Origin of the sequence: Agromyces sp. MMS24-JH15, from assembly GCF_043518605.1 — a bacterium.
GTDB lineage: Bacteria > Actinomycetota > Actinomycetes > Actinomycetales > Microbacteriaceae > Agromyces.
The window spans coordinates 1,469,775-1,492,328 of sequence record NZ_CP171358.1 but is presented as its reverse complement, the minus strand read 5'-3'; the positions used below and the strand labels follow the sequence as shown (position 1 = coordinate 1,492,328).

Below are 22,554 nucleotides of genomic sequence, written 5' to 3'. Positions count from 1 at the left end.
TCTGCGGGCGTCGCTACGCGACCTCGCCGCGCGAGATCTCGACCATCTCGTCGCGCGGCACGACCTTCACGCGCTTCCGGCCCTCGGCCTCGCCGAGCGCGACCTCGTGCCCGTCGAGCCGGTGCCAGCCGTCGAGGTCGGTCCAGCGGATGCCCCGCGACTCGAGCAGCTCGATCACCGAGTCCTCGGTCGGCGACTCCGGGTTCCACCAGTTGCCGAGGTCGTTGATCAGGTGCTTGATCGTCTCCATCGCGTCGGACTTCGTGTGCCCGATGAGCCCGACCGGCCCGCGCTTGATCCACCCGGTCGCGTACACGCCGTACAGCTGGCGCGCCTCGCCGGTCTCCTTGTCGCGCGTGAGCACCTGGCCCTCGTGGTTCGGGATGACCCCGAACTTCCGGTCGTACGGGATCCCCGGCAGCGACGACCCGAAGTAGCCGACCGCGCGGTACACAGCCTGCACCGGGAGCTCGCGGATCTCGCCCGTCCCGCGGACCCCGCCCTGCCCGTCGGGCGCGGTGCGCTCCCACCGGATCGCGCCGACCCGCCCGGTGCCGTCGTCGACGATCTCGAGCGGCTTCGCGAAGAAGTGCAGGTGCAGCCGGCGCGACGCCTGCCCGACCTCGCGCTGCCGCCACTGCTGCAGCACCTTGTCGATGACGAAGACCTGCTTGTTGCCCGACACGGCAGCGCGCGCCGCGTCGTCGTAGTCGAAGTCCTCGTCGTGGACGATCATGTCGACGTCGCGCAGTTCGCCGAGCTCGCGGAGTTCGAGCGGCGTGAACTTCACCGACGTCGGCCCGCGCCGGCCGAACACGTGCACGTCGGTCACCGGCGACTCGTGCAGGATCCGCGCCACGTTCGGCGGGATCTCGGTCGACATGAGGTCGTCGGCGTGCTTGGCGAGCATGCGCGACACGTCGAGCGCGACGTTGCCGTTGCCGATGACCGCGACCTCCTTCGCCTCGAGCGGCCACGTCCGCGGGACATCCGGATGCCCGTCGAACCAGCTCACGAAGTCCGCAGCGCCGTACGAGCCCTCGAGTTCGATGCCGGGGAGGTTGAGCGACGCGTCCCGCACGGCGCCGGTCGCGAAGATCACGGCGTGGTAGTGCCGCTTCAGGTCGTCGAGCGAGAGGTCCTCGCCGAAGCGCACGTTCCCGAAGATGCGGATGTCGCCCCGGTCGAGCACCTCGCGCAGCGCGGTGATGATGCCCTTGATGCGCGGATGATCCGGCGCGACGCCGTAGCGGACCAGCCCGTAGGGCGCGGGGAGGTGGTCGAACAGGTCGATCGAGACGTCGAAGTTGCGCTCGGACTTGAGCAGGATGTCGGCCGCGTAGATGCCGGCGGGCCCCGCCCCCACGATCGCGAGTCGCAGCTTGTTCCTCGTCACCGGTCGACCTCCTGGATTCCGCTCGATGGGTTGGTTCGGGTCCCTGCGCCCGGCACGCCCGGCGCGGCCCGGACGGCTAGCTCGATCGCTCGACGACCGTCTCGGCGAAGCGCGTGAGCGCCTTCTTCACCGACCCGTCGGGCAGCGGTGCGAGCGCCTCGACCGCCTCGCGCGCCCACCGATGCGCCTCCTCGAGCGTCGCACGGGTGACCGCGTGCTCGCGGAGTTCGCCGACGATGCCGTCGATCGCCGTCGCCGACGGGATCGTGCGCACGGCGCCGGTGTTCGTGTCGTACGCGTCCCGCGCCTCCGCGGCGTCGCGCGACGCGGGCATGACGTCCCGCTCGATCCTCGCGAGCAGGTCGGCCGACGCGGCATCCGTCGCGGCCGCTTCGCGCAGCCGCAGGATCGGGAGCGTGACCACCCCGGCGCGCAGGTCGGTGCCGGGCACCTTGCCCGTGGCCTCGGGCTGCGGCGACAGGTCGATCACGTCGTCGATGAGCTGGAACGCGACGCCGATCCTCTCGCCGAACTCGACGACCGGCAGTTCGTACGCCGGGTCGGCTCGCGAGAAGATCACGCCCGCGCGCGCCGCGGCCGCGATGAGCGAGCCGGTCTTGTCTGCCAGGACCTGGATGTAGTGCGCGACCGGGTCCTCGCCGGGGCGCGGACCCGTGGTCTCGTGGAGCTGGCCCATCACGAGCCGCTCGAACGTGCTGGCCTGCAGGCGGATGGCGCGTTCGCCGAGTCCGGCCATGAGCTGGCTGGCGCGCGCGAACAGCAGGTCGCCCGTGAGGATCGCGACGGTGTTGCCCCACACGGTCTGCGCGCTCGGGACGCCGCGGCGACGATCGGACTGGTCCATCACGTCGTCGTGGTAGAGGCTCGCGAGGTGCGTGACCTCGATCGCCTCGGCCGCGACGACGACGTCGTCGACGACGCCGTCGCCGAGCTGCGCGGTCAGGAGGGTCAGCATCGGGCGCACGCGCTTGCCGCCCGCGTCGAGCAGGTAGCGCGCGGATTCCCCGGCGATCGGGTCGGCGAAGCCGACCTCGCGCACCAGGCCCGCCTCGACGCGATCGAGCCCGGCGTCGATGGACCTCGACATCGCCCGGTCGGCGGCCGACGAGAACACGCGCTCGCTCAACCCGAGATTGGCGGCGAGGGCCGAGCTGCGGCGCACGACCGGAGGGCTCGCTTTCACGCGACCAGCCTAACCGTGCGCCTTGCGGGCGCGGTGCAGCGCGACCACGCCGAGCGTGAGGTCGCGGTGCGCGACATCCGTCCAGCCGGCCTCGCGGATCCACCCCGAGAGCGTCCGCTGGTCGGGCCAGGCCTCGATCGACTCGTTCAGGTACTCGTAGGCGGTGTCGTTCGAGCTCGCGACCCGCACGAGCGGCGGCATCACCCAACGCTGGTAGAACCGGTAGCCCGAGCGCACGAACGGCGTGGGCGGGTGCGAGAACTCGCAGACGACGAGTCGCCCGCCCGGCTTCGTCACGCGCAGGAACTCGGCGAGCGCGGCCTTCGGGTCGTGGACGTTCCGGAGGCCGAACGAGATGGTGACCGCGTCGAACTCGTCGTCGCCGAACGGCAGCGCGGTCGCGTCGGCCTCGACGAACACGAGGTTGCGCACGTGCGCCTGGCGCTGCCGGCCCACCTCGATCATGCCCGGCGAGAAGTCGGCGGCGACGACGGATGCCCCGCTCCGCGCGAGGCTCGCGCTCGAGGTCCCCGTCCCGGCGGCGACGTCGAGGATCTGCTGCCCCGGCCGCGGGTCGACCGCGCGCGTCGTCGCGACGCGCCAGAGTGGGGCGTTGCCGACCGAGAGCACGTTGTTCGTGAGGTCGTAGCGCTCGGCGACGCGATCGAACATCGCGGACACCTGCGATGGGTCCTTGCCGAGGTCAGCGCGGGTCATCCTCCGAGTCTATGCCGCCCATGGGATGCCGACCCGGGGATGCCTCGCGCGGCATGGCCCGGTCGGGAGCCGCGCCATCGCCCGGCGTAGGCTTGGCGCGTGACCGAACCCCGCCTGGCCGTGCGCACGGTCGCGGTCGACGAGATCGAACCGCTCATCCCCCGCACGGACCCGCGCACCCCGCTCGCCTTCCTCCGCCGCGGCGAGGGCATCGTCGGGCTCGGCGAACTGCTGCGGATCGAGGCATCCGGCCCCGATCGCATCGAGGACGCGTCCGCGGCGTGGCGCGCGCTCGCGGACCGCGCCGAGGTCGTCGACCACGTCGGCCTCCCGGGCAGCGGGCTGGTCGCGTTCGGCGCGTTCGCGTTCGCCGACGACTCGTCCGTGCCGAGCGTGCTCATCGTGCCCGAGCTCGTGCTCGGGCGGCGCGAGGGACGCTCGTGGGTGACCAGGATCTCGCTGCGGACCGGCGATCCCGACTCGGCGCCGGACCACGGCGCCGACGACCCGCGGATCCCCGAGCCGGCGCCGCGGCGGCGCGTCCCGCGCGTGTCGTTCGCGCCCGGCACGATGACGCCGCTCGGGTACCAGGACGCCGTGGGCGAGGCGGTCCGCCGCATCGACGCCGGCGAGCTCGAGAAGGTCGTGCTCGCCCGGCAGCTCGTGGGCGAACTGCACGAGGACGACGGCCTCCGGGCCACGATCACGCGGCTCGCCGAGGACTACCCCGACACGTGGGTGTTCGCGGTCGACGGCCTCATCGGCGCGAGCCCCGAGACCCTCGTGCGCGTCGACCACGGGCAGGTGTCGGCGCGCGTGCTCGCGGGCACGGCCGCGCGCGGCGCGGGCGAGGCATCCGATCGCGAGCGCGCCGCGACGCTGCTCGCGTCGGCGAAGGACCGCAGCGAGCACGCGATCGCGGTCGAGAGCGCGGTGCAACGGCTCGAGCCGCACACCGCCCGGCTCGACACCAGCCCCGAGCCGTTCGCCCTGCAGCTGCCGAACCTCTGGCACCTCGCGACCGACCTCAAGGGCACGCTCGGGGACGGCTCGAGCTCGCTCGACCTGGTCCGGGCGGTGCATCCCACGGCCGCCGTGGCGGGCACACCCCGGCGCGTCGCGCTCGCGGCGATCGCGGAGCTCGAGGGCTTCGACCGCGGCCGCTACGCCGGACCGGTCGGCTGGATCGACGGCGACGGCGACGGCGAGTGGGCGATCGCGCTGCGCTGCGCGCAGGTCGACCAGGACGGCACCGTGACCGCGTACGCCGGGTGCGGCATCGTGCACGACTCGGTGTCCGCCGACGAGCTCGCCGAGACGGTCATCAAGTTCCGGCCGATCGTCGAGGCGTTCGGCGGCTAGTCGCGCCCGGCCGGTGGTCGAGGAGCGTGCGACGACGGAGCACGCGTCTCGAGACCCGCACCGGTGTCAGGATGCCGCGAGCCGCTGCTTCTGCTCCTCGACGTCGTAGTCCGCCGCCGGCCACTCGAGGTCCATCGACTCGAGCGCGTCGATCAGGAGGTGCTGCACGGCGAGCCGCGCGTACCACTTCCGGTTCGCGGGGATGACGTGCCACGGCGCGTACGAGATCGACGTGCGCTCGAACGCGACCTGGTACGCGGCCTGGTACTCGTCCCAGCGCTCGCGCTCGTCGATGTCGCCGGGGTTGAACTTCCAGTGCTTCTCCGGCCGGTCGAGCCGGTCCTGCAGCCTGGTGCGCTGCTCGTCCCGCGAGATGTGCAGCATGACCTTGACGACGGCCGTGCCGAGCGCGGCCAGGCTGAGCTCGAACCCGTTGATCGCGTCGTAGCGCCGTTCGATCTCGTCGGGCGGTGCGAGGTTGCGGACCCGCGCGATGAGGACGTCCTCGTAGTGCGACCGGTCGAACACGCCGATCATGCCCGCGCCCGGCTCCGCGCGCCGCACGCGCCACAGGAAGTCGTGCTGGGACTCCTCGGGCGTGGGCGCCTTGAACGACGTGAGCTGCACGCCCTGCGGGTTCACCGCGCCCATGACGTGCTTCACGATGCCGCCCTTGCCGGCCGTGTCGGTCGCCTGGATCACGAGCAGCACGCGCCGCAGGTCGCCGAGCCGGCTGCGTGCGAACAGCCGCTCCTGGAGGTCGGCCAGGATCTTCGAGCCCTCGGCGAGCGCCTTCACGCCCGCGTGCTTGCCCCCGGTGATGCCCGGGTGCGCGTCGGGATCGACGTCCGCGAGCCGGAACCCCGGCCCCACCCGCAGCAGCCCGGACGGATCCTCGTCCCAGTACGCCTCACTGCCCATGCCGCGCCCCCTCGTCTCGCGCGGTGCCGTGTGCGGCGCCGTCGCCCCCGGCTCAGCCGGTCGCTCCATCCTGCCCAGCGCAGGTGGGCCGGGGCAAGGCGTGGATGGCCCGCTCAGCGCGCGAGGGGCACCTCGAGCACGCTCGGCCCGGCGACCGCGGTCCCGAGCGCCTCGGCGAGCTCGGTGCGCGTCGCCGCCCGGCGGTACCCCCAGCCGTACGCGGCCGCGACCCGCTCGAGGTCGACGTGCTGCGGCGTGAACTGCACGCGGTCGAAGCGTTCGCGCGCGACGGGGTCGCCGTCGGCGTGCGCGGCGGCCACCTCGAGCGAGTCGAAGATCGTGCCGCCGCCGTCGTTGCCGACGATGACCTGGAGCCTCGGCCTGGTCTCGCCCGCGCCGACGAGGAGCGAGCCCACGTCGTGCAGGAACGTCAGGTCGCCGACGATCGCGCGCGTGACGCCGCCGCGGGCGTCCGAGCGGAGATCCGGTCCGGCGTCGGAGCCGGCGTCCGCGACCCGGTCCGGCGCGCTCGGGAGCGCCGCCTGGCTCGCGATCGCGAGGCCGAACGCGGTCGCGATCGTGCCGTCGATGCCCGAGAGCCCGCGATTGGCGTGAACCGGGATGCGCCGTCCCGGGACCGATCGGTCGGCCTCACGGATCAGGCGCGATGCGCCGAACAGCAACCGGTCGTGCGGCCACGTCGCCGACCACACGGCCTCGACGAGCATCCGGCGGGTCACGGGCTCGCGCATGCGCGCGAGCTGGGCCTTCAGGTGGCCGCGCTGCGCCGCGAAGTCGGACACGTGCCCGGTCTCGTCGACGCCGCTCGGGAGGACGGGCGTCGCGTCCTCCTCGTGCGCGTCGCGCAGGACCCGGCTCGCGTGCACCCACCGTCCGAGCCAGGCGCGCTCGTCGGCGTCGAACGCGTGCGGGACCGCGCGCGCGGACCGCAGGAACCGGCGCACGCGCCGGCCCGGGTTGAACCACTCGGCTCCGCTCGGCGCGACGACGATCGACTCGACGCCGTCGCGACGGATCAGCGCGGGCACCTCGCGCGAGAGCGTCGGATGGCCGAAGACCACGACGCGCTCGATCGCGTCGCCGAAGCCCGGCTCGGCCAGGAGTTGGCGATAGGCCACGACGAGGTTGGGGCCGAAGCGCGCGCCGCTCGACACCTCGGCCAGGAGCGGCCAGCCGCCCGTGCGCGCGAACTCCTCGGCGGCCGGACCGGCGCCGGCGCCGGCGACCACGACGGTGCGCGGTCCGGGCGCGATGATCGTGCCGGTCGGCGGGGCGGCCGAGACCTCGGCGGCGTCTGCCGCGGGCGCGGTCGTCGGCTCGGCGTCCGGCGTCGGCTCGGCATCCGTCGCGGCCGCCGCGGGGCCGGCGGTGTGGAGCCGCGGCAGGTCGTCGGCGAAGTCCACGCGGTCGAGCGAGATCGGGCCCGAGAGCGGCTCGCGGAGCTGGAGGTTGAGGTGCACCGGGCCGGGCCCGGGCGCGGTGATCGGCACGCCCATGTCGTCGGTGCCGAGCGCGGCCGCGAGGATGCGCCGCGCGAGGCGCCCCGCGGACTCGGCCTCCGCGTGGTCGCCGCCGGGCGCGTCGACGTCGCGGTCGAGCCGGACGGCGCCCGCGAAGATGCCGGGCTGCATCGTCGTCTGGTTCTCGCGGATGCCCCGGCTCTCCGCCGGCCGGTCGGCCGTGAGCGCCACGAGCGGGATCCCGGAGTGGTGCGCCTCGAGCACAGCAGGGTGGAGGTTGGCGACGGCCGTGCCGGACGTCGTCACGACGACCGTGGGGCGCGCGGTCTCGAGCGAGAGCCCGAGCGCGAGGAATCCGGCGCTGCGCTCGTCGATCCGCACGTGCAGGCGGATCCGTCCGGCGGCCTCGAGCTCGGCTGCCGCGAGCGCGAGCGCCTGCGAGCGCGACCCGGGCGCCACGACGACGTCGACGACGCCGCCGCGGACGAACCCCGCCAGGAGCGCGACCGCGTAGTCGGTCGCCGGACTCCGGCGCGCGTCGCCGTCAGGCATTCGGCCGGCCGGCGGGCCCCGCGTCTCCGGTCGCGCCGTCGGCACCGGGGTCGGACCGGTGCCGAGTGCCGTCGGCGCCGGGGTCCGGGTGCCCGGCGTCCTCGCCGTGCTCCGGTTCGTCATCGAGGTCGAGGTCGGCGAGCTCCTGCTCGAGCTTGCGGATCCGTTCCTCCTGGGCGGCGTCGCGATCGAGCCGGCGGAGGAAGTCGGGGTCGTCGTCGGGTGCGACCGGTCCGCGCTGGCGCCCGTCGACCCGGGCCATCCGCCCGCGTCCGATGGCGAACCAGAGGATGCCGCCGATGACCGGCACGAGGATGATCACGACGAGCCACCAGCCGCGCGCCAGGCCCCGGATGCGCGTGCGATCGAAGAGGGCGCAGTCGACCACGGAGTAGATCATGAACACGGCCGCCGCGACGCCGAGCCCGAACAGTACCCGGACCATTCCCTGAGTATAGGCACGCGCGGGTCACGACCGGCTGGGAGGTTGGCAGGCTCGCCGTTCGGCCGATCCACAGACACCGCCGACCTATGATTGCCAGGTGAGATCCGTCCCCACCTGGGTCTGGTACAGCGTCATCCGCGTCCTGCTCTTCGCCGTCCCGTTCGCCGTCCTCATGATCGCGAACGTGCCCTGGTGGCTGTCCGCCGCGGTCGCCGCGCTGTTCGGCCTCGCGGCATCCCTGATCTTCCTCCGCAAGCCCCGCGAGGCGCTCTCGCGGGACATCCACGCGGCGCGCACGCGCGGCAAGCCGCAGCCGACCGTCGACGACGACGCGGAGGACGCCGCGGTCGACGCGGCCGAGTAGCCGCTCTTTGTGGTCGACCGGGCCGGCGCGGAGCGTCGACGCGGATCGACGCCGCGCTAGACCGCGAACGCGAGCCCGAGCCCCACGCCGTACGCGAGGGACACGAGGCTCGCGAGCTGCAGCGCGAGGATGAGGTCGCGCGGCGTCCGCCCGGTGATCACGATGAGGCACGCCGGCAGCGCGGCGAGCAGCGCGAACAGCACGAGGATCGCCGTCGGGTAGAGCAGCGCCCAGAACCCGACCAGCACGAACGGCAGCAGCAGGAACACGCAGAACAGCACGCGACCCGCGGTCGGGCCGACGAGCACGGCGAGCGTGCGCTTGCGCGCCGCGCGGTCCTGCTCGACGTCGCGCAGGTTGTTCGCCATGAGCACGGCGCACGCGATCAGGCCGACGCCCGCGCCGCCCGTCCACGCCTCGAGGTTCACGGTGAGGGCCTGCACGAACGCCGACCCGGCCGTCGCGACGAGGCCGAAGAAGACGAAGACGAAGACCTCGCCGAGTCCGGCGTAGCCGTATGGGTGCTTGCCGCCGGTGTAGAACCACGCCGCGACGATCGCGACCACGCCGACCGCGACCAGCCACCACTGCTGCGTGACGACCGCGAGCGCGAGGCCCGCGAGGCCCGCGATCGCGAAGAACGCGACCGCCGTCCACAGCACGCGCTTCGGGTCGACGAGGCCCGAGCCGGTGAGGCGCGCAGGGCCCACGCGGTGCGCGTCGGTGCCGCGGATGCCGTCGGAGTAGTCGTTCGCGTAGTTCACGCCGACCTGCAGCGCGAGCGCGACGACGAGCGCGAGCACGAACCGCCACGGATGCCACGGCCCGTCGGGGATCGCGACGACGCCCGCGCCCGTGCCGAGCACGACCGGCGAGATCGCGAGCGGGAGGGTCCGCAGGCGCGCGCCGGCGATCCAGTCGCGCGCGGTGATCGGTCCGCGCGCGGCGGCGGGCGCGACCTCGGCCTTCGCCGGGTTGCCGGAACGGCCGTAGGTCTGCGCCTTCCGGCGGTCGGGGGCGTCGGCGGGATTCTTCCGTCGGGATCTCGGGCGTGCCACAGCGAGAATGCTAGCGACCGGAACCTATGGGTTCGCCCGATCGGGCCCATCGTGGCCGGAGATCTCGGGCAGCGCGGCGAGCGCGCGCCGGTCCGGCTTGCCGGATGCGAGCCGCGGGAGCACGTCGAGCACCACGAGTCGCACCGGGCGCCCGGCGGGCGGCAGGCCCGCGGCATCCGTCGCGGCGGCGAGTTCGTCGAGCGATCCGGATGCCCCGGCGACGACGACCGCGGCGCGTTCGCCCCACTCGGCGTCGGCGACCCGGACGACGACGGCCTCCGACATCCCCGGCATCGCGCGCACCGCGCGCTCGACCTCGCCGAGGGCGACCTTCACGCCGCCCGAGATGATCACGTCGTCGGCCCGGCCGCGGATGCGCAGCCGGCCCCCGGCGTCGAGCGCGCCGAGGTCGCCGGTGCGGTACCAGCGACGTCCGCGGTCGAGCGCGAAGGCCGCGGCGGTGCGCCCGGGATCGTCGAGGTAGCCCTCGGCGAGCACGGGCCCGGCGAGCTCGACCAGGCCGTCGACGATGCGGACGTCGACCCCGTCGAGCGGGAGCCCGTCGTAGACGCACCCGCCGGCCGTCTCGCTCGAGCCGTAGGTGCGCACGACCCGGACGCCCAGGCCCGCGGCCGCGTCGGCGATCTCGGGCGCGAGCGCCTGCCCGCCGACGAGCACGGCGTCGTAGGCCGTGATCGCCGCGGCGACGAAGGGGTCGCGGCGCGCGGCCTCGACGATGCGGGCGAGCTGCACCGGCACGAGCGAGGTGAAGTGCGGCACGTGCGGGTCCAGTCGAGCGGATGCCTCGGCGAACGCGTAGGGGTCGAATCCGCCGGGGCGTGCCGCGTCGTCGCGCGCGCCGCCGTGCGTCGCGGCGCCGTGCGTCGCGGCGTCCCCGAGGACGACCGTGCGCGTGCCGGCCACGAGCCCGCGCACGAGCACCTGCACCCCGGCGATGTAGTGCGCCGGCAGCGCGAGCAGCCACTGCCCGGGCTCGCCGAGCCGGTCGGAGGTCGCGTCGGCGCTCGCGACGAGCGCCGACGCCGAGAGCGCGACGCGCTTCGGGGCATCCGTCGACCCGCTCGTCTCGACGACGACCGCGACCGCGTCGGGGACGGACGTCTCGACCGGCTCGGCCCCGTCCGCGCCGACCGGGACCGGCAGCACCGCGGGCCCGTCGTGCAGCACGGCGTCGCGGAGCCGCTCGACGAGCGCGGGGACGTCGTCGGCGGACACCTGCAGGAGCGGTTTCACAGCATCCGCCGCAACCGGCTCAGCCGGTCACCCGGAACCCCCATCAGTAGTGCCACGGGTAGGGGCCCCAGTCGGGGTCGCGCTTCTCGAGGAACGCGTCGCGCCCCTCGACCGCCTCGTCGGTGCCGTACGCGAGCCGGGTCGCCTCGCCCGCGAAGACCTGCTGGCCGACCATGCCGTCGTCGACCGCGTTGAAGGCGAACTTCAGCATGCGGATCGCGGTCGGCGACTTCGTCAGGATGGTCCGCGCCATCGCGATCGCCTCGCGCTCGAGGTCGGCGTGGGGCACGACGCGGTTGACCGCGCCCATCCCGTAGGCGCGGTCGGCCGAGTACTCCTCGGCGAGGAAGAACACCTCGCGCGCGAACTTCTGGCCGATCTGGCGGGCGAAGTACGCCGAGCCGTAACCGGCGTCGAACGAGCCGACGTCGGCGTCGGTCTGCTTGAACCGTCCGTGCTCGCGGCTCGCGATCGTGAGGTCGCAGACCACGTGCAGCGAGTGCCCGCCGCCGGCCGCCCACCCGGGCACGACCGCGATCACGACCTTCGGCATGAAGCGGATGAGGCGCTGCACCTCCAGGATGTGGAGTCGGCCGGTCGCCGCCGTCGCGGCCGGATCGCGGACGACCTCGGCCTCGGCCGCCGAGTACTGGTACCCGTCGCGACCGCGGATCCGCTGGTCGCCGCCCGAGCAGAACGCCCACCCGCCGTCCTTCGGGCTCGGACCGTTGCCCGTGAGCAGCACGACCCCGATGCGCGGGTTCGTGCGCGCGTCCTCGAGCGCCCGGTAGAGCTCGTCGACCGTGTGCGGCCGGAACGCGTTCCGGACCTCCGGCCGGTCGAACGCGATGCGCGCGATCCGCCCGTCGGTCGAGCGGTGGTAGGTGATGTCGGTGAACCCGTCGGGCCCGGCGACGGCGGGCGCGGCATCCTCCCACTGGCTCGCATCGAACAGGTCGGAGACGTCGACTGGCATGCTCCCAGCGTAGGACGGGCGGCGGGGTCGCCGCAGTCGACCCCCGGCCGAGCCGGTCGGTCAGCCGGTCTGCTGCGCGAACGCGGCGACGCTCGCGATCACGACGCCGCCGACCGTGACGGCGACCGCGGCGAGCGGGATGAGCGCGGCGATCACGACGAGGATGCCCCCGACGCCGATCGCGACGTCGCGGCCGACGTTCTCGTCGCGCACCTCGGTCGCCTCGACGCCGAGCTCCTGGTACTCGTCCACGCACGCCCTCCCCGGCATCGATCCGCCCACCCTAGCATCGGGGTCCGGGCCCCGAGCCGGCCCCCGCCGTGCCAGCATGAGGGCATGACGGATGCGCCGCTGCCCCCGCTCGCCGACCTGCTCCAGACGGCGCGCGTGGTGGCGCTGCCGCTCGTCACGCGGTTCCGCGGCATCCTCGTCCGAGAGGCGCTCCTGCTCGAGGGCCCAGAGGGGTGGACCGAGTTCTCGCCCTTCGTCGAGTACGACGACGACGAGGCATCCGCCTGGCTCGCGGCCGCGATCGACTACGGCTGGCTGCCCGCGCCGCCCGGCGTGCGCGACGCGATCCGCGTCAACGCGACCGTGCCGTCGGTCGACCCCGACGAGGTGGCCGCGGTGCTCGAGCGGTTCCCGGGCTGCCGGACCGCGAAGGTGAAGGTCGCGGGCGGCGACCAGGTGCTCGCGCAGGACGTCGCGCGCGTCCGCGTCGTGCGCGAGGTGCTCGGGCCGGAGGGCCGGATCCGCCTTGACGCCAACGGCGGCTGGAACGTCGACGAGGCCGAGCACGCGATCCACGCGCTGGCCGAGTTCGACCTCGAGTACGTCGAACAGCCGTGCGCGACCGTCGAGGAACTCGCCGAGATCCGCCGCCGCACGAAGTACATGGGCATCCCGATCGCCGCCGACGAGAGCGTCCGGCGGGCGGCCGACCCGCTCGCGGTCGCCGAGGCGGGCGCGGCCGACCTGCTCGTCGTGAAGGCGCAACCGCTCGGCGGCATCCGACGGGCGCTGCGGATCATCCGCGACGCGGGGCTCCCGGTGACCGTGTCGAGCGCGCTCGACACGAGCGTCGGCCTCGCGATGGGGGCGCACCTCGCGGCCGCGGTGCCCGACCTCGAGTACGACTGCGGGCTCGGGACGGCGTCGCTGCTCGCCGCCGACGTCGCCGCGGACCCGCTCGCGCCGGTCGACGGGTCGGTGCCGGTGCGCCGGGTCGAGGCATCCGGCGACCTGCTCGACCGTTGGGCCGCCGACGAGGACCGCACCGCCTGGTGGCTCGCGCGCCTCGAACGCTGCCACGCCGTGCTGGACCGGTAGCGTGGGCGGGACCCGACCGAGGAGCCCGCCCCATGCCCGCAGCATCCCGCTCGCCCCGCTCGTCCCGCGCGCTCGTCCGCGCCGCCCTGCTCGTCGCCGTCCCGGCGGCCTCGACGCTCGCCCTCGCCGCGTGCTCGCCCGCCGCGGGCGCGCCCGAGACGACCGCACCCGTCACCGAGACGGCGGCTCCCGCCGACACGGTCGCGGGCTCGTGCATCGTCGGCGACTGGCGCATCGCCGACGACCAGGTGCAGGCCTACTACGACGCCGTCAACGCGTCGATGGCCGGCGTGGCGACGTTCGACCCGACCGGCTCGTCGGGTCTCAGCTTCGGCGCGGACGGCACCTACCGGTACACGCCCGACCTGACGCTCGCGGTCGACGTCTCGGGCGTGACCGGCGAACTCGCGCTCGCCGGCTCGATCGACGGCACCTACGAGCTCGTCGACGGCGTGCTCCAGCCGAGCGAGCAGTTCACGAACGACCTCGTCGTGACCGGGACGCTCGGCGGCCAGCCCGTCGACGGCGAACAGGTCGCCGCACAGATCGCGAACGCGCCGCTCGCCGCCGCGCCCGTCGACTGCAGCGGCCCGACGCCCGTCGTCGCGTTCTCGACCGGGGCGGGGACCGCCTCGATCGTGCTGACCCGGTAGTCCGCGGGCGCCGCTCGGGCTACGCCCCGTCGCCGAGGCCGGCCCGGATCATCCGTGCCAGCGGCACCGCGCCGATGCCCTCGGCGAGCGCGAGCGCCGCGCGCCGGTCGCCGTCGTCGGCGCTCCGCGACAGCGCGAACGCCTCGTGGTAGGGGCATCCTCGCTCGCGCCACGCGGCCGCCGCCACGCCGGGCTCGGAGGTCGCCTCGATCGCGAACGGATGCGCCCGGTCGGGCGCGACCCGGACGTCGTCGCCCGCCCGCCGCAGGAGCGTGCCGAGCTCGGCGCGAAGCGCCCGGGAGCCGAGGTCGACGGCCTCGGCGTAGGCCGGCCGTGCGAACGCCCGCGCGGCATCCGGGTCGCCGCGCAGGAGCGCCAGCTCGGCGCGGGCCGCCGCGACCGGGCCCGTCCGCTGCAACTCGGCGAGCTCGCGAGCGACCCGTTCCGCCTCCTCGAGGAACGCGTCGGCATCGGCATCCCCGCGCCGGAGCGCGACCGTGCCCGCGACCGTGAGCGCGACGCACCGCGCGTGCGGCAGCGACTCGACCGGCTGGTCGACGGCCGCGAGCGCGTCGTCCCAGCGCGCGCGGGCGAGATGCAGGCGCCCCGACTCCATGCGCTGGTAGGTGAGCAGGCCGATGAACTCGGCGCGCTCGGCGAGCTCCATCGCGCGCGTGAGCTCCGGCTCGGCCTCGTCGAGGCGGAACGCGTCGAGCAGGCTCCAGACCAGGTTGATGTGGGCGCGCGCCGCGTTCTCCATGTCGCCGAGCTCGAGCGCGACGTCGGCCGCGCGCGCGAGCTCGGCCTCTCCCCCGCGGCCCTGGAACATGAGCGTGGTCCCGAGGTCGTTGAGCGCGTGCGACAGCGTGCTCAGGTCGCCCGCCGCCTCCGCGAGCGTGATCGCGCGGCGCGCCAGGTCGGCCGCGACGACCGTGTCGTTCGCGAGCATCGCGAGCTGCGACTCGTTGCTGAGCGCCATCGCGTAGAGGCCGGTCTCGCTCGTCCCCCGGAGGAACGCGGATGCCTCGTGCGCCGAGTCCTCCGCGCCGTGCCGGTCGCCCGCGTACCACTGGAACCGCGAGAGCCAGCGCAGGCTCGACCCGAGCGCCACCGGGTCGCCGAGGAACCGCCGGAGCTCGATCGCGCGCTGCTGCGTCGCCACCGACCCGGGGCCGCGGCCGACCGTGTACTGCTCGATCGCCGAGCGCTCGAGCAGGTCCGCCCGCTCGGCCGGCTCGAAGCGGTGCGCGTACGCGAGCGCGGCGTCGTAGTGCTCGACCGCCTGCCGGTGCGCACCCGATGCGGCGGCGTCGGCCGCGGCCCACGGCGCGTAGCGGACGATCGCGTCGGCGTCGCCCGCCGCGACCGCGTGGTGCACCAGCCGGCCCGGGTCGACGTCGACCCCGGCCGCCGCCTGCGCCTCGAGGACCTCGAGCACGCGCCGGTCGAGCTCGATGCGCCGCGCCGCGGGCAACGCGTCGAGGACCGCCCGGCGGGTCAGCTCGTGCCGGAACGCGATGCGGTCGGGCCGGACCATGAGGATGCCCGCCTCCTCGGCCGCCTCGAGCTCGGCCGCGCCGCCCGGCACGAGCCGCTCGACCAGGTCGGCCTCGACGCTCGACGGGATCGTGGCGAGGAGCTCGACCCGCTCCTGGGTCTCGGGCGGGAGCCGCCGGAGGCGCCCGGTCACGGCCTCGACGACGGTCGGCGGCACCTGCGAGGCATCCGCCGACGCGACGAGCTCGCTCACGAAGTAGGGATTCCCGCCGGTCAGGTCGTACATGCGCGCGCCGTCGAGCCCGCGCCGCGCGGCGAGCTCGGCGACCGCGGTCGGCGTCAGCCGCGACAGCGCGATGCGGTGCACATTCGGCCCGTGCCCGATGTCGCCGAGCAGGCGCGAGAGCGGGTGCTCGCGGTCGAGCTCGTCGCGGTAGGTCAGCACGAGCACGACCGGCAGCTCGTCGAGCCGCCGGGCGAGGAAGCGCAGCGCGTCGAGCGTCGCCTCGTCGGGCCAGTGCGCGTCCTCGATCACGAGCACGGCCGGGTGGTCGCGGAACTCGTCCATGAGCGCCGCGAACACGCGCTCGCGGTCGCCGTCCCGCAGCGCGTCGGCGAGCTGCCCCGGCCGGCCGGAGGCGAGGTCGCGCAGCGGCCCGAGCGTGCGCGGGGTCGACATCGCGTCGCACGCGCCGACCATCACGCGGAACCCGTCGGGCGGCGCGGCGCGGAGCGCGGCGATCAGGCTCGACTTGCCGATGCCGGCCTCGCCGTGGATGAGGACCAGCTGGCCGTGCCCGTCCCGCGCGTCGCCGACCGCGTCGCGGAGTTCCGCGAGCGCGTCGTCGCGTTCGAGCAGGCCGATCCGTTCACCGCCCACAGGCCGATCGTGGCCCCGGCGAGCGCGCGCCGCAAGCGCGTGCCGCGAGCGCGCGCCGCACCCGCGTGCCGGGGTACGGCCGGAACGAGCGCGGGTCCGCCCCGCCGCGTGCGTCGGTCGGATGCGCGCGGGGGACGGACCCGCAGGGCGGGGTCGGCCTCCCCGAGCAGGGAGGCCGACCGGCTCACCAGAGGATGAGCGGCACCGGCAGCGACCGCGACCCGGCGAACCCGTCGCCGCCGCCGAACGACACCTGCACCCAGTGGATGCCCCGGCCGAGCTTCGGCAGCTTGACGTCGAACCGGCCGCGATCCTTCGCCTCGACGCCCTCGGTCGCGACGACCGCGCCGTCGACCGACACCGTCGCGGTGCCGACCGGGCGCGAGCCGTCGAGCGCGAACACCTGGCCGACCACGCGCACCGCGCTGCCCGCCTTCGCGAGGAGCTTGTTCGGCGCGGCGATGGTGACCGTCCCGACCGCGGGCGGCGCCTGCTCGTCGACGAGCACGGCCGCCGAGCGCGCCGGGATCGTCAGGGTGCCGGTCTCGGCCGACCACGACGTGCCCCGGACGACCGCGTCGGCGCCGTTCGCCTGCACGTCGTTCAGCGCGAAGTCGCGGCCCGCGAGGCCCTCGACCCGCTCGGTGATCGCCTCGGGCGAGGCGTTGAACACGACGAGTGCGCCCTCGAGCGCGGGATCCACGTCCTCGCCGACGAGGTCGTCGACGAGCATCGTGATGAGCCCGGGCGTGGCATCCTCACCGCTGTTCGGGAACGAGACCTTCTGCTCGATGAGCTCGGCCGATCCCAGCTGGAGGAGGTCGACGCTCGAGCGCACCCGCAGCAGGTCGAGCGCGGCGGCCTCGGCCGCGGCGATGTCGCCCGCCGCGGGCTTCAGCGCCGGGTTCGCGAGGAGCTCGGCCATCTCGGGCCAGTACGCCTCGTTGTCGGCCTTCATCGGCAGGCCCGACCCGAAGGTCGACTCCTGGCCGGTCCAGTCGATGCGGTTGAACCAGTCGCCCGAGTCGTAGCTGTTGCGGTCGAGCGACTTCGAGCGCAGCAGCTCGGTGCCGGCGTGCCAGAACGACGGGGTCTGCGCGAACGCGGTCGTCGCGAGCGACAGCGTGTTCATGCGCACGCGGTCGGCCATCGACGTGTCGACGGGCAGCTTCAGCACCGAGAGGTCGTAGAGCGTCTCGTTGTCGTGCGCGTCGACGTAGGTCACGACCTCGTCGGGCTGTTCGGCGTAGCCCGCCGGCGCACCGCGGTAGTCGAGCTCGTCGCCGGGCCGGACCGAGCCGTCCGAGGTCTCGAGCTCGTAGTCCCGCAGGTTGCCCGCGAGGCCGAGCTTCACCAGGTCGGTCTGGTGGGCGAGGTCCGCGAGCTGCTCCTCGGGCGTGGCGTCCGCGTACGCGTTCGGATCGGTGCCGAGCCCGGTGCCGAAGCCCTGCTCGAACTTCGTGTCCGACGCGACGGGGCTGCCGCCGTGCACGGCGTCGCGCAGCCGGTCGCTGAACGTGCCGATGCCCGTCCCGCCGAGGTTGCCCTGCCTCGCCTGCTCGAACCTCGCGTCGTCCGCCACCTCGCCGAAGTTCCAGCCCTCGCCGTACAGGTAGATCGACTTCCCGTCGACGCCGTCGTCTTCGAGCGTCAGCTCGTCGAGCGCGGCCCGGACCGCGAGCAGGTTCTCCCTCGAGTGGTGACCCATGAGGTCGAAGCGGAACCCGTCGACCTTGTACTCCCGCGCCCACAGCACGACCGAGTCGACCATGAGCTTGCCGGCGACCGCGTGCTCGGTGGCGACGTTCTCGCAGCAGGTCGAGGTCTCGACCGACCCCGACGCGCTCAGGCGCTGGTAGTAGCCGGGCACGACGCGGTCGAGCACCGAGGTGCCGCCCTGACCGGACTCGGCGGTGTGGTTGTACACCTCGTCGAGCACGACCTGGAGGCCCATGCCGTGCAGGGCGCCGACCATCTCGCGGAACTCCACGACGCGCGCGCCGCCGTCGGGGTCGACGGCGTACGAGCCCTCAGGCGCCTGGTAGTGGTACGGGTCGTACCCCCAGTTGAAGCCGTCGGTGCTGCGCACGAGGTCGATGCACGCCTGCTGCTCGGGCGACGCCGGACCGAACGAGGCCAGGTCGCACGCCGGCGTCGCCTGCGCCTCGCGGCGCTCCTCGATCGTGGCGAGGTCGAACGTCGGCAACAGGTGCACCGTGTTGATGCCCGCGTCGGCGAGCTGGCGCAGCTGCGCGGTGCCCGCGGAGTCGCGCGTGAACGCACGGTAGGTTCCGCGCTCCGCCTCGGGCACCGTCTCGTCGGTGATCGAGAAGTCGCGCACGTGGAGCTCGTAGATCGCCCGGTCCACGGGTCGTTCCACGACGGGCGCGGGCGTCGAAGCCCACTGCGCGGGCGCGAGCCCCGGGTCGTCGAGGTCGACGACGACGGTGCGCGCCGAGTTCACGGTGAGCGCGACCGAGTACGGGTCGGTGACCGAGTTCAGCTCGATCCGGCCGGTCGTCGGTGCGTAGACCTCGACGAGCCAGCGGTACTCGTCACCGGCCGAGATGGATGCCTCGGGCGCGGCCCACGTGCCCGCGTCGGCGTCGAACGACGCCTCGACGAGCTCGGGCGCGCCCGTCGCACCGGCATCCCACCGCTCGAGCACGACCGAGCGCGCGGTGGGCGCCCACACGGTCGCCGTCGCACGGCCGCCCGACCAGCTCACGCCGAGATCGAGGTCGGCCGTCGCCCGGGCGTAGAGGTCGTCGAGGACCCCGGGCACCTGGACGCCCGTGAACGCGCTGAGCTCTCCGTCGGTGCGCTGAGCCACGGCGAGCTGCTCGGTGAGCAGTTCCTGCACCTCGGCGCGGTCGAGGCCGACCGGCCGCAGCGCGACGTAGCCCTCGAGGTGCGGGAACGCCGCGAGCTGCTCGGCCGTGAGGCCGCCGGCGACGTGCTCGAGCACGACCGGCTCGCCGGCGCCCGTCACCTCGCCGTCGTCGACCGCGAGACCGGCCTCCGGCGCGTGCTCGAGGGTCCAGGTCCGGCCGTCGGGCACGACCGCGCCCACGTACTCGGCCGGCCACGCGATCGTCTCGGCGTCGATCCACTGCGCGCGCGCCTCGCCGGTGCCGGGCAGCGGCGGGTCGCTCACGATGATCTCGAGGACGTGCGTGGCGAGCGTGTAACGGAACTGCACGAGCTCGCCGTCGGCGACGCTGAACGAGAGGTTCGCGCCGCCCGGCACGCCGCCGACGCCGTAGTTCTCGGCCCACGAGCGGTCGTGCGCGACCTTCACGTCGTACGCGCCGCCCGGCAGCCCCGACGTGGAGTACGTGTACACGCCGTCGCGATCGCCGTCGAACATCATCGTGGCGAGGCACTCGGGCTGCCAGTCGCCCGGGCATCCGAGCTCGGACTGCAGCGTCCCGGGCAGCGTGATGACGTCGCCCTCGGCGGTCGAGGTCATCTCGTGCGAGACCGGGTCCCAGAAGAACGTGATCTCGCCGCCGGCGTGGTGGTAGGACAGGTTCCCGCCGTCGCGCACGCCGCCGGCGCCGTAGTTCAGCGCCCAACTGCCGTTGACGGCGACCTTGTAGAGGTAGTCGCCCTCGGGGAGCATGAACGTGCCGGCGTAGATGCCGTCGGCGCGGAGGGTGAGCTTCGCCGCCTCGCAGGCCGGCGTCCAGTCGCCCGCGCAGCCCATCTCCGAGTTGTGGTCGCCGGGGACCGTGACGAGCTCGAGTTCGGGCTCCGGCTCCTCCTCCACGTCGAGGCTGACCGAGTGCCCGACCGACGCGTACGTCGACGCGGCCGCGCGGTGCCCGGCGGCGTCGGTCGAGATCGCGCGGTACTCGAGCAGGGTGCCGTCGGCCAGGCCCGTGGTGTCGTGGAAGACCCGCGGCGTGGTGTCCTCGGCCGTGCCGAGGTCGTGCCACTCGTCGGAGCCGGCGACGCGCCAGGCGAAGCTCGTCTCCTGCCAGGTGTCGCCGTCGACGTCGGCGGCGACGGGCGAGACGCCCGTCACGCCGGCGCCGGGCGACGGCACCGACACCGAGATCGCGGGCGCCGCGTCGGGCGCGGTGACCTGGCGGTCGGCCACGAGGACCACGGCGCCGAGCGCCGGCACCGCGACGGATGCCACGCCGTCGGCGTCGGCCGTGACGGCCTCGCCCGCGGCGCCGTCCGTGCGGTACAGGGACGTGAAGACGCCGCCGTCGGTGAGGGTCGGCACGTCGACGGTCTTCGCGGCGCCCGTGTTGTTGAGCGCGACGAGGTACTCGACCCGCTCGTCGCGGTCGACGCGCGAGAAGGCGTACACGCCCGCGCCGGAGTCCACGTACCGCTCGAGCTGGGCGCCCTGCGCGAGGGCGGGGTGCGCGGCGCGGAGCGCCGCGAGGTCGGCGATGTGCTCGTAGAGCGGGGCATCCTCGTCGAACCGGTCGACGCTGCCCGCGGTCTCGCCCGTCACGAGCGGCTGGTTCGCGTACTGCGCGACCTGGGTCGCGAAGAGAGTCTGGCGCGCGTCCTTGTCGCCGCCGGTGCCCGCGAAGCCCTGCTCGTCGCCGTAGTAGACGACCGGCTGGCCGCGGGTCAGGTACATCAGGTCGTGCGCGAGCAGGTCGCGCTCGAGCGGGGCATCCGTGTTCTGCAGGAAGTACCCGACGCGGCCCATGTCGTGGTTGCCGAGGAAGGTCGGCAGCGCCGTCGCCGACGAGTCGGACGTCGTGTAGTAGTCGTCGCCCGCGAACAGCGACTGCAGGCCCTTCGCCGAGTTGCCGGCCGCGAAGCCGACCGCCTGCGACTGGAAGGTGAAGTCGAGCACCGAGTTCATGTCGGTGTTCCGCACGTAGGGCGAGAGCTTCACGGGGTCGGCGTCGTAGACCTCGCCGAACATGAAGAAGTCGTCCTTGCCGAGGCTGTGCGCGTAGTCGAGCACCTCGGACGACCAGGTCTGCCAGAACTCGGTGTTCACGTGCTTGACCGTGTCGATGCGGAAGCCGTCGATGCCGAGGTCGATCCACTCCTCGTAGACGTCGACGAAGCCGTCGACCACGTCCGGGTCCTCGGTCATGAGGTCGTCGAGGCCCGAGAAGTCGCCGTACGTGACCGACTCGCCCGACCAGGTCGAGTCGCCGCGGTTGTGGTACTTCGTGGGGTCGTTGAGCCAGGCCGGCACCTTCACGACGTCGGGGTTCACGACCGGCGTGTACGGGAAGCTCGTCGCCGCGTCGAGCGCCGGGAACGCGTCGGTGCCCGCGACCTCGGCGGGGTCGAAGGCGGCGCCGGCCGCGTCGGTGTACGGCGAGGCCTGCTGGTCGATGTACGAGTACTGGCCCTCGGCGTACGAGATGCCGTCGGCGGTGTGGTTCGTGATGATGTCGAAGTAGACGTCGATGCCCAGGCCGTGCGCCTCGTCGATGAGCGCCTCGAGCTCGGCGTTGGTGCCGAGGTGGGGATCGATCTGCGTGAAGTCGGTGATCCAGTAGCCGTGGTAGCCGGCGCTCGCGTTCGCGCCCGTGCCCTGCACGGGGTTGTTCTTGAAGCTCGGGGTGAGCCAGATCGCGGTCGTGCCGAGGCCGGCGATGTAGTCGAGGCGGTCGCGCAGGCCCTGGAGGTCGCCGCCCTGGTAGAAGCCCTTGTCGGTGGGGTCGTAGCCCGTCGTCATGCGGTCGCCGGTGAGGCCGCCCTCGTCGTTCGACGGGTCGCCGTCGTCGAACCGGTCGGTCATGACGAAGTAGAAGTTCTCGCCGGCGCCGGGCTGGCGCACGGGGGCGTGCACGAGCGACGCGTCGACGGCGTCGTCGTACGCGCCGCGGAGGCCGAGCGGCTCGATCGCGACGCGGTGGGTCGCGTCGTCGAAGAGGAATCGCACCGCGGTCTCGCCGCCGACGGTCACCGGCAGGTTCCCGCCGTCGAGGCCGTACGACTCGTCCCACGAGTCGTTCACGGCGACCTTGACCTGCCACGACCCCGCGGGGACCGTGAAGTCGGCCGCGTAGACGCCCGCGGTCGCGGTCGGCGCGAGCTCGGTCGCGGCGCACTCGGGCTGCCAGTCGCCCGGGCAGCCGAGCTCGGACTGGAGGTCGCCCACGAGCGCGAACGTGCGCGGTTCCCCGGCCGCCGCCGACAGTCCGGGCAGCACCACCACGGCCGAGGCCGCGAGTGCTCCCGTCACGATCGCCGCCAACCACCTGCGCTGCTTCGCGCTCTGCGTCATCCTCGACTCCAGTTGTTGCGGGCACGCCGACGTGCCGCCCGACTGGGGGTGACGCTAGCAGCGCGACTCCGCGAATTGCAAGCGCTTGCATTAACTCGCGGGCGCAGCCGCGTGGGCCGCGTGGGCCGCTGCACCCGAAGATGCAAGCGTTCTCACATTCGCGCGCCTGCACCGCGCAGGCCGCCGCAATCCCGCGCGCGGGGCGGTCCGTCCCGACTCAGGAGCACAGCCGACACGGGTCG

The 22,554-nt window shown here is 74.0% G+C and carries 16 protein-coding genes; 4 read left to right on the top strand and 12 right to left on the bottom strand.

Translation table 11 applies throughout. The features are described 5' to 3' along the window. Positions 1-13 precede the first annotated feature (13 nt). The 3 genes from ACDF64_RS06775 to ACDF64_RS06765 form a co-directional block, all read right to left on the bottom strand. Positions 14-1,396: an FAD-dependent oxidoreductase gene (locus ACDF64_RS06775; RefSeq protein WP_394554289.1), complete on the bottom strand. Its 1,383-nt coding sequence runs from the start codon at positions 1,394-1,396 to the stop codon at positions 14-16. Positions 1,397-1,472: 76 nt separating this feature from the next. Further along, positions 1,473-2,600, bottom strand: a complete 1,128-nt coding sequence (locus ACDF64_RS06770; protein ID WP_394554287.1) for a polyprenyl synthetase family protein — start codon at positions 2,598-2,600, stop codon at positions 1,473-1,475. A gap of 9 nt (positions 2,601-2,609) precedes the next feature. Beyond that, positions 2,610-3,317: a class I SAM-dependent methyltransferase gene (locus ACDF64_RS06765; RefSeq protein ID WP_394554286.1), complete on the bottom strand. Its 708-nt coding sequence runs from the start codon at positions 3,315-3,317 to the stop codon at positions 2,610-2,612. A 99-nt stretch (positions 3,318-3,416) separates the two neighbouring features. Here ACDF64_RS06765 and ACDF64_RS06760 point away from each other — a divergent pair, with 99 nt between their 5' ends. Continuing rightward, positions 3,417-4,679 carry an isochorismate synthase MenF gene (locus ACDF64_RS06760; RefSeq protein WP_394554284.1) on the top strand — a complete coding sequence of 421 codons (1,263 nt, stop codon included), beginning with the start codon at positions 3,417-3,419 and terminating at the stop codon, positions 4,677-4,679. A gap of 66 nt (positions 4,680-4,745) precedes the next feature. Here the strand turns inward: ACDF64_RS06760 and ACDF64_RS06755 are convergent, their stop codons facing one another. The 3 genes from ACDF64_RS06755 to ACDF64_RS06745 all read right to left on the bottom strand — a co-directional run bounded on the left by ACDF64_RS06755 (position 4,746) and on the right by ACDF64_RS06745 (position 8,078). Continuing rightward, positions 4,746-5,600, bottom strand: a complete 855-nt coding sequence (locus tag ACDF64_RS06755; RefSeq protein ID WP_394554282.1) for a polyphosphate kinase 2 family protein — start codon at positions 5,598-5,600, stop codon at positions 4,746-4,748. 113 nt (positions 5,601-5,713) lie between these two features. Further along, on the bottom strand, positions 5,714-7,633 hold the full coding sequence (menD, locus tag ACDF64_RS06750; protein WP_394554281.1) for a 2-succinyl-5-enolpyruvyl-6-hydroxy-3-cyclohexene-1-carboxylic-acid synthase: 1,920 nt from the start codon (positions 7,631-7,633) through the stop codon (positions 5,714-5,716). Continuing rightward, the gene (locus ACDF64_RS06745; RefSeq protein ID WP_394554280.1) at positions 7,626-8,078 is read right to left on the bottom strand and encodes a PLD nuclease N-terminal domain-containing protein; all 453 of its coding nucleotides are present in this window, start codon (positions 8,076-8,078) and stop codon (positions 7,626-7,628) included. The genes menD and ACDF64_RS06745 overlap by 8 nt, the downstream gene beginning before the upstream one ends. 97 nt (positions 8,079-8,175) lie before the next feature. On the opposite strand from ACDF64_RS06745, the gene ACDF64_RS06740 reads away from it, so the two are divergent. Next, positions 8,176-8,442, top strand: coding sequence for a DUF4229 domain-containing protein (locus ACDF64_RS06740; protein ID WP_394554279.1), 267 nt, complete (start codon positions 8,176-8,178; stop codon positions 8,440-8,442). A gap of 56 nt (positions 8,443-8,498) precedes the next feature. On the opposite strand, the gene ACDF64_RS06735 is transcribed toward ACDF64_RS06740, so the two are convergent. Genes ACDF64_RS06735 through ACDF64_RS06720 form a run of 4 tightly spaced genes read right to left on the bottom strand, consistent with a single transcriptional unit; the run spans position 8,499 to position 11,982 of the window. Beyond that, the gene (locus ACDF64_RS06735; protein ID WP_394554277.1) at positions 8,499-9,500 is read right to left on the bottom strand and encodes a 1,4-dihydroxy-2-naphthoate polyprenyltransferase; all 1,002 of its coding nucleotides are present in this window, start codon (positions 9,498-9,500) and stop codon (positions 8,499-8,501) included. A gap of 24 nt (positions 9,501-9,524) precedes the next feature. Further along, positions 9,525-10,754, bottom strand: coding sequence for an AMP-binding protein (locus tag ACDF64_RS06730; RefSeq protein ID WP_394554276.1), 1,230 nt, complete (start codon positions 10,752-10,754; stop codon positions 9,525-9,527). 43 nt (positions 10,755-10,797) lie between these two features. Continuing rightward, positions 10,798-11,730: a 1,4-dihydroxy-2-naphthoyl-CoA synthase gene (locus tag ACDF64_RS06725; RefSeq protein WP_394554274.1), complete on the bottom strand. Its 933-nt coding sequence runs from the start codon at positions 11,728-11,730 to the stop codon at positions 10,798-10,800. Between the two features lie 60 nt (positions 11,731-11,790). Next, entirely contained in the window at positions 11,791-11,982 is a 192-nt protein-coding gene (locus ACDF64_RS06720) for a hypothetical protein (protein WP_394554273.1), read from the bottom strand. Positions 11,983-12,066: 84 nt separating this feature from the next. Between ACDF64_RS06720 and ACDF64_RS06715 the strand changes: the two genes are divergently transcribed. Together ACDF64_RS06715 and ACDF64_RS06710 are read left to right on the top strand one after the other, a co-directional pair. After that, positions 12,067-13,059, top strand: coding sequence for an o-succinylbenzoate synthase (locus tag ACDF64_RS06715; protein ID WP_394554271.1), 993 nt, complete (start codon positions 12,067-12,069; stop codon positions 13,057-13,059). A gap of 32 nt (positions 13,060-13,091) precedes the next feature. Then, complete coding sequence (locus ACDF64_RS06710; RefSeq protein WP_394554270.1) at positions 13,092-13,712, top strand: hypothetical protein; 621 nt, start codon at positions 13,092-13,094, stop codon at positions 13,710-13,712. A gap of 19 nt (positions 13,713-13,731) precedes the next feature. On the opposite strand, the gene ACDF64_RS06705 is transcribed toward ACDF64_RS06710, so the two are convergent. Both ACDF64_RS06705 and pulA read right to left on the bottom strand, forming a co-directional pair. Then, positions 13,732-16,089, bottom strand: coding sequence for an ATP-binding protein (locus ACDF64_RS06705; RefSeq protein WP_394554269.1), 2,358 nt, complete (start codon positions 16,087-16,089; stop codon positions 13,732-13,734). A gap of 184 nt (positions 16,090-16,273) precedes the next feature. Next, the gene (gene pulA / locus ACDF64_RS06700) at positions 16,274-22,312 is read right to left on the bottom strand and encodes a pullulanase-type alpha-1,6-glucosidase (RefSeq protein WP_394554268.1); all 6,039 of its coding nucleotides are present in this window, start codon (positions 22,310-22,312) and stop codon (positions 16,274-16,276) included. Between the last annotated feature and the right edge of the window lie 242 nt (positions 22,313-22,554).

Excerpts from the sequence above, each read along its gene's own strand:
- ACDF64_RS06715 (WP_394554271.1), top strand. The coding sequence starts at position 12,067 with ATGACGGATGCGCCGCTGCCCCCGCTCGCCGACCTGCTCCAGACGGCG.
- ACDF64_RS06765 (WP_394554286.1), bottom strand. The coding sequence starts at position 3,317 with ATGACCCGCGCTGACCTCGGCAAGGACCCATCGCAGGTGTCCGCGATG.
- ACDF64_RS06725 (WP_394554274.1), bottom strand. The coding sequence starts at position 11,730 with ATGCCAGTCGACGTCTCCGACCTGTTCGATGCGAGCCAGTGGGAGGAT.
- ACDF64_RS06710 (WP_394554270.1), top strand. The coding sequence starts at position 13,092 with ATGCCCGCAGCATCCCGCTCGCCCCGCTCGTCCCGCGCGCTCGTCCGC.
- ACDF64_RS06755 (WP_394554282.1), bottom strand. The coding sequence starts at position 5,600 with ATGGGCAGTGAGGCGTACTGGGACGAGGATCCGTCCGGGCTGCTGCGG.
- ACDF64_RS06745 (WP_394554280.1), bottom strand. The coding sequence starts at position 8,078 with ATGGTCCGGGTACTGTTCGGGCTCGGCGTCGCGGCGGCCGTGTTCATG.
- pulA (WP_394554268.1), bottom strand. The coding sequence starts at position 22,312 with ATGACGCAGAGCGCGAAGCAGCGCAGGTGGTTGGCGGCGATCGTGACG.
- menD (WP_394554281.1), bottom strand. The coding sequence starts at position 7,633 with ATGCCTGACGGCGACGCGCGCCGGAGTCCGGCGACCGACTACGCGGTC.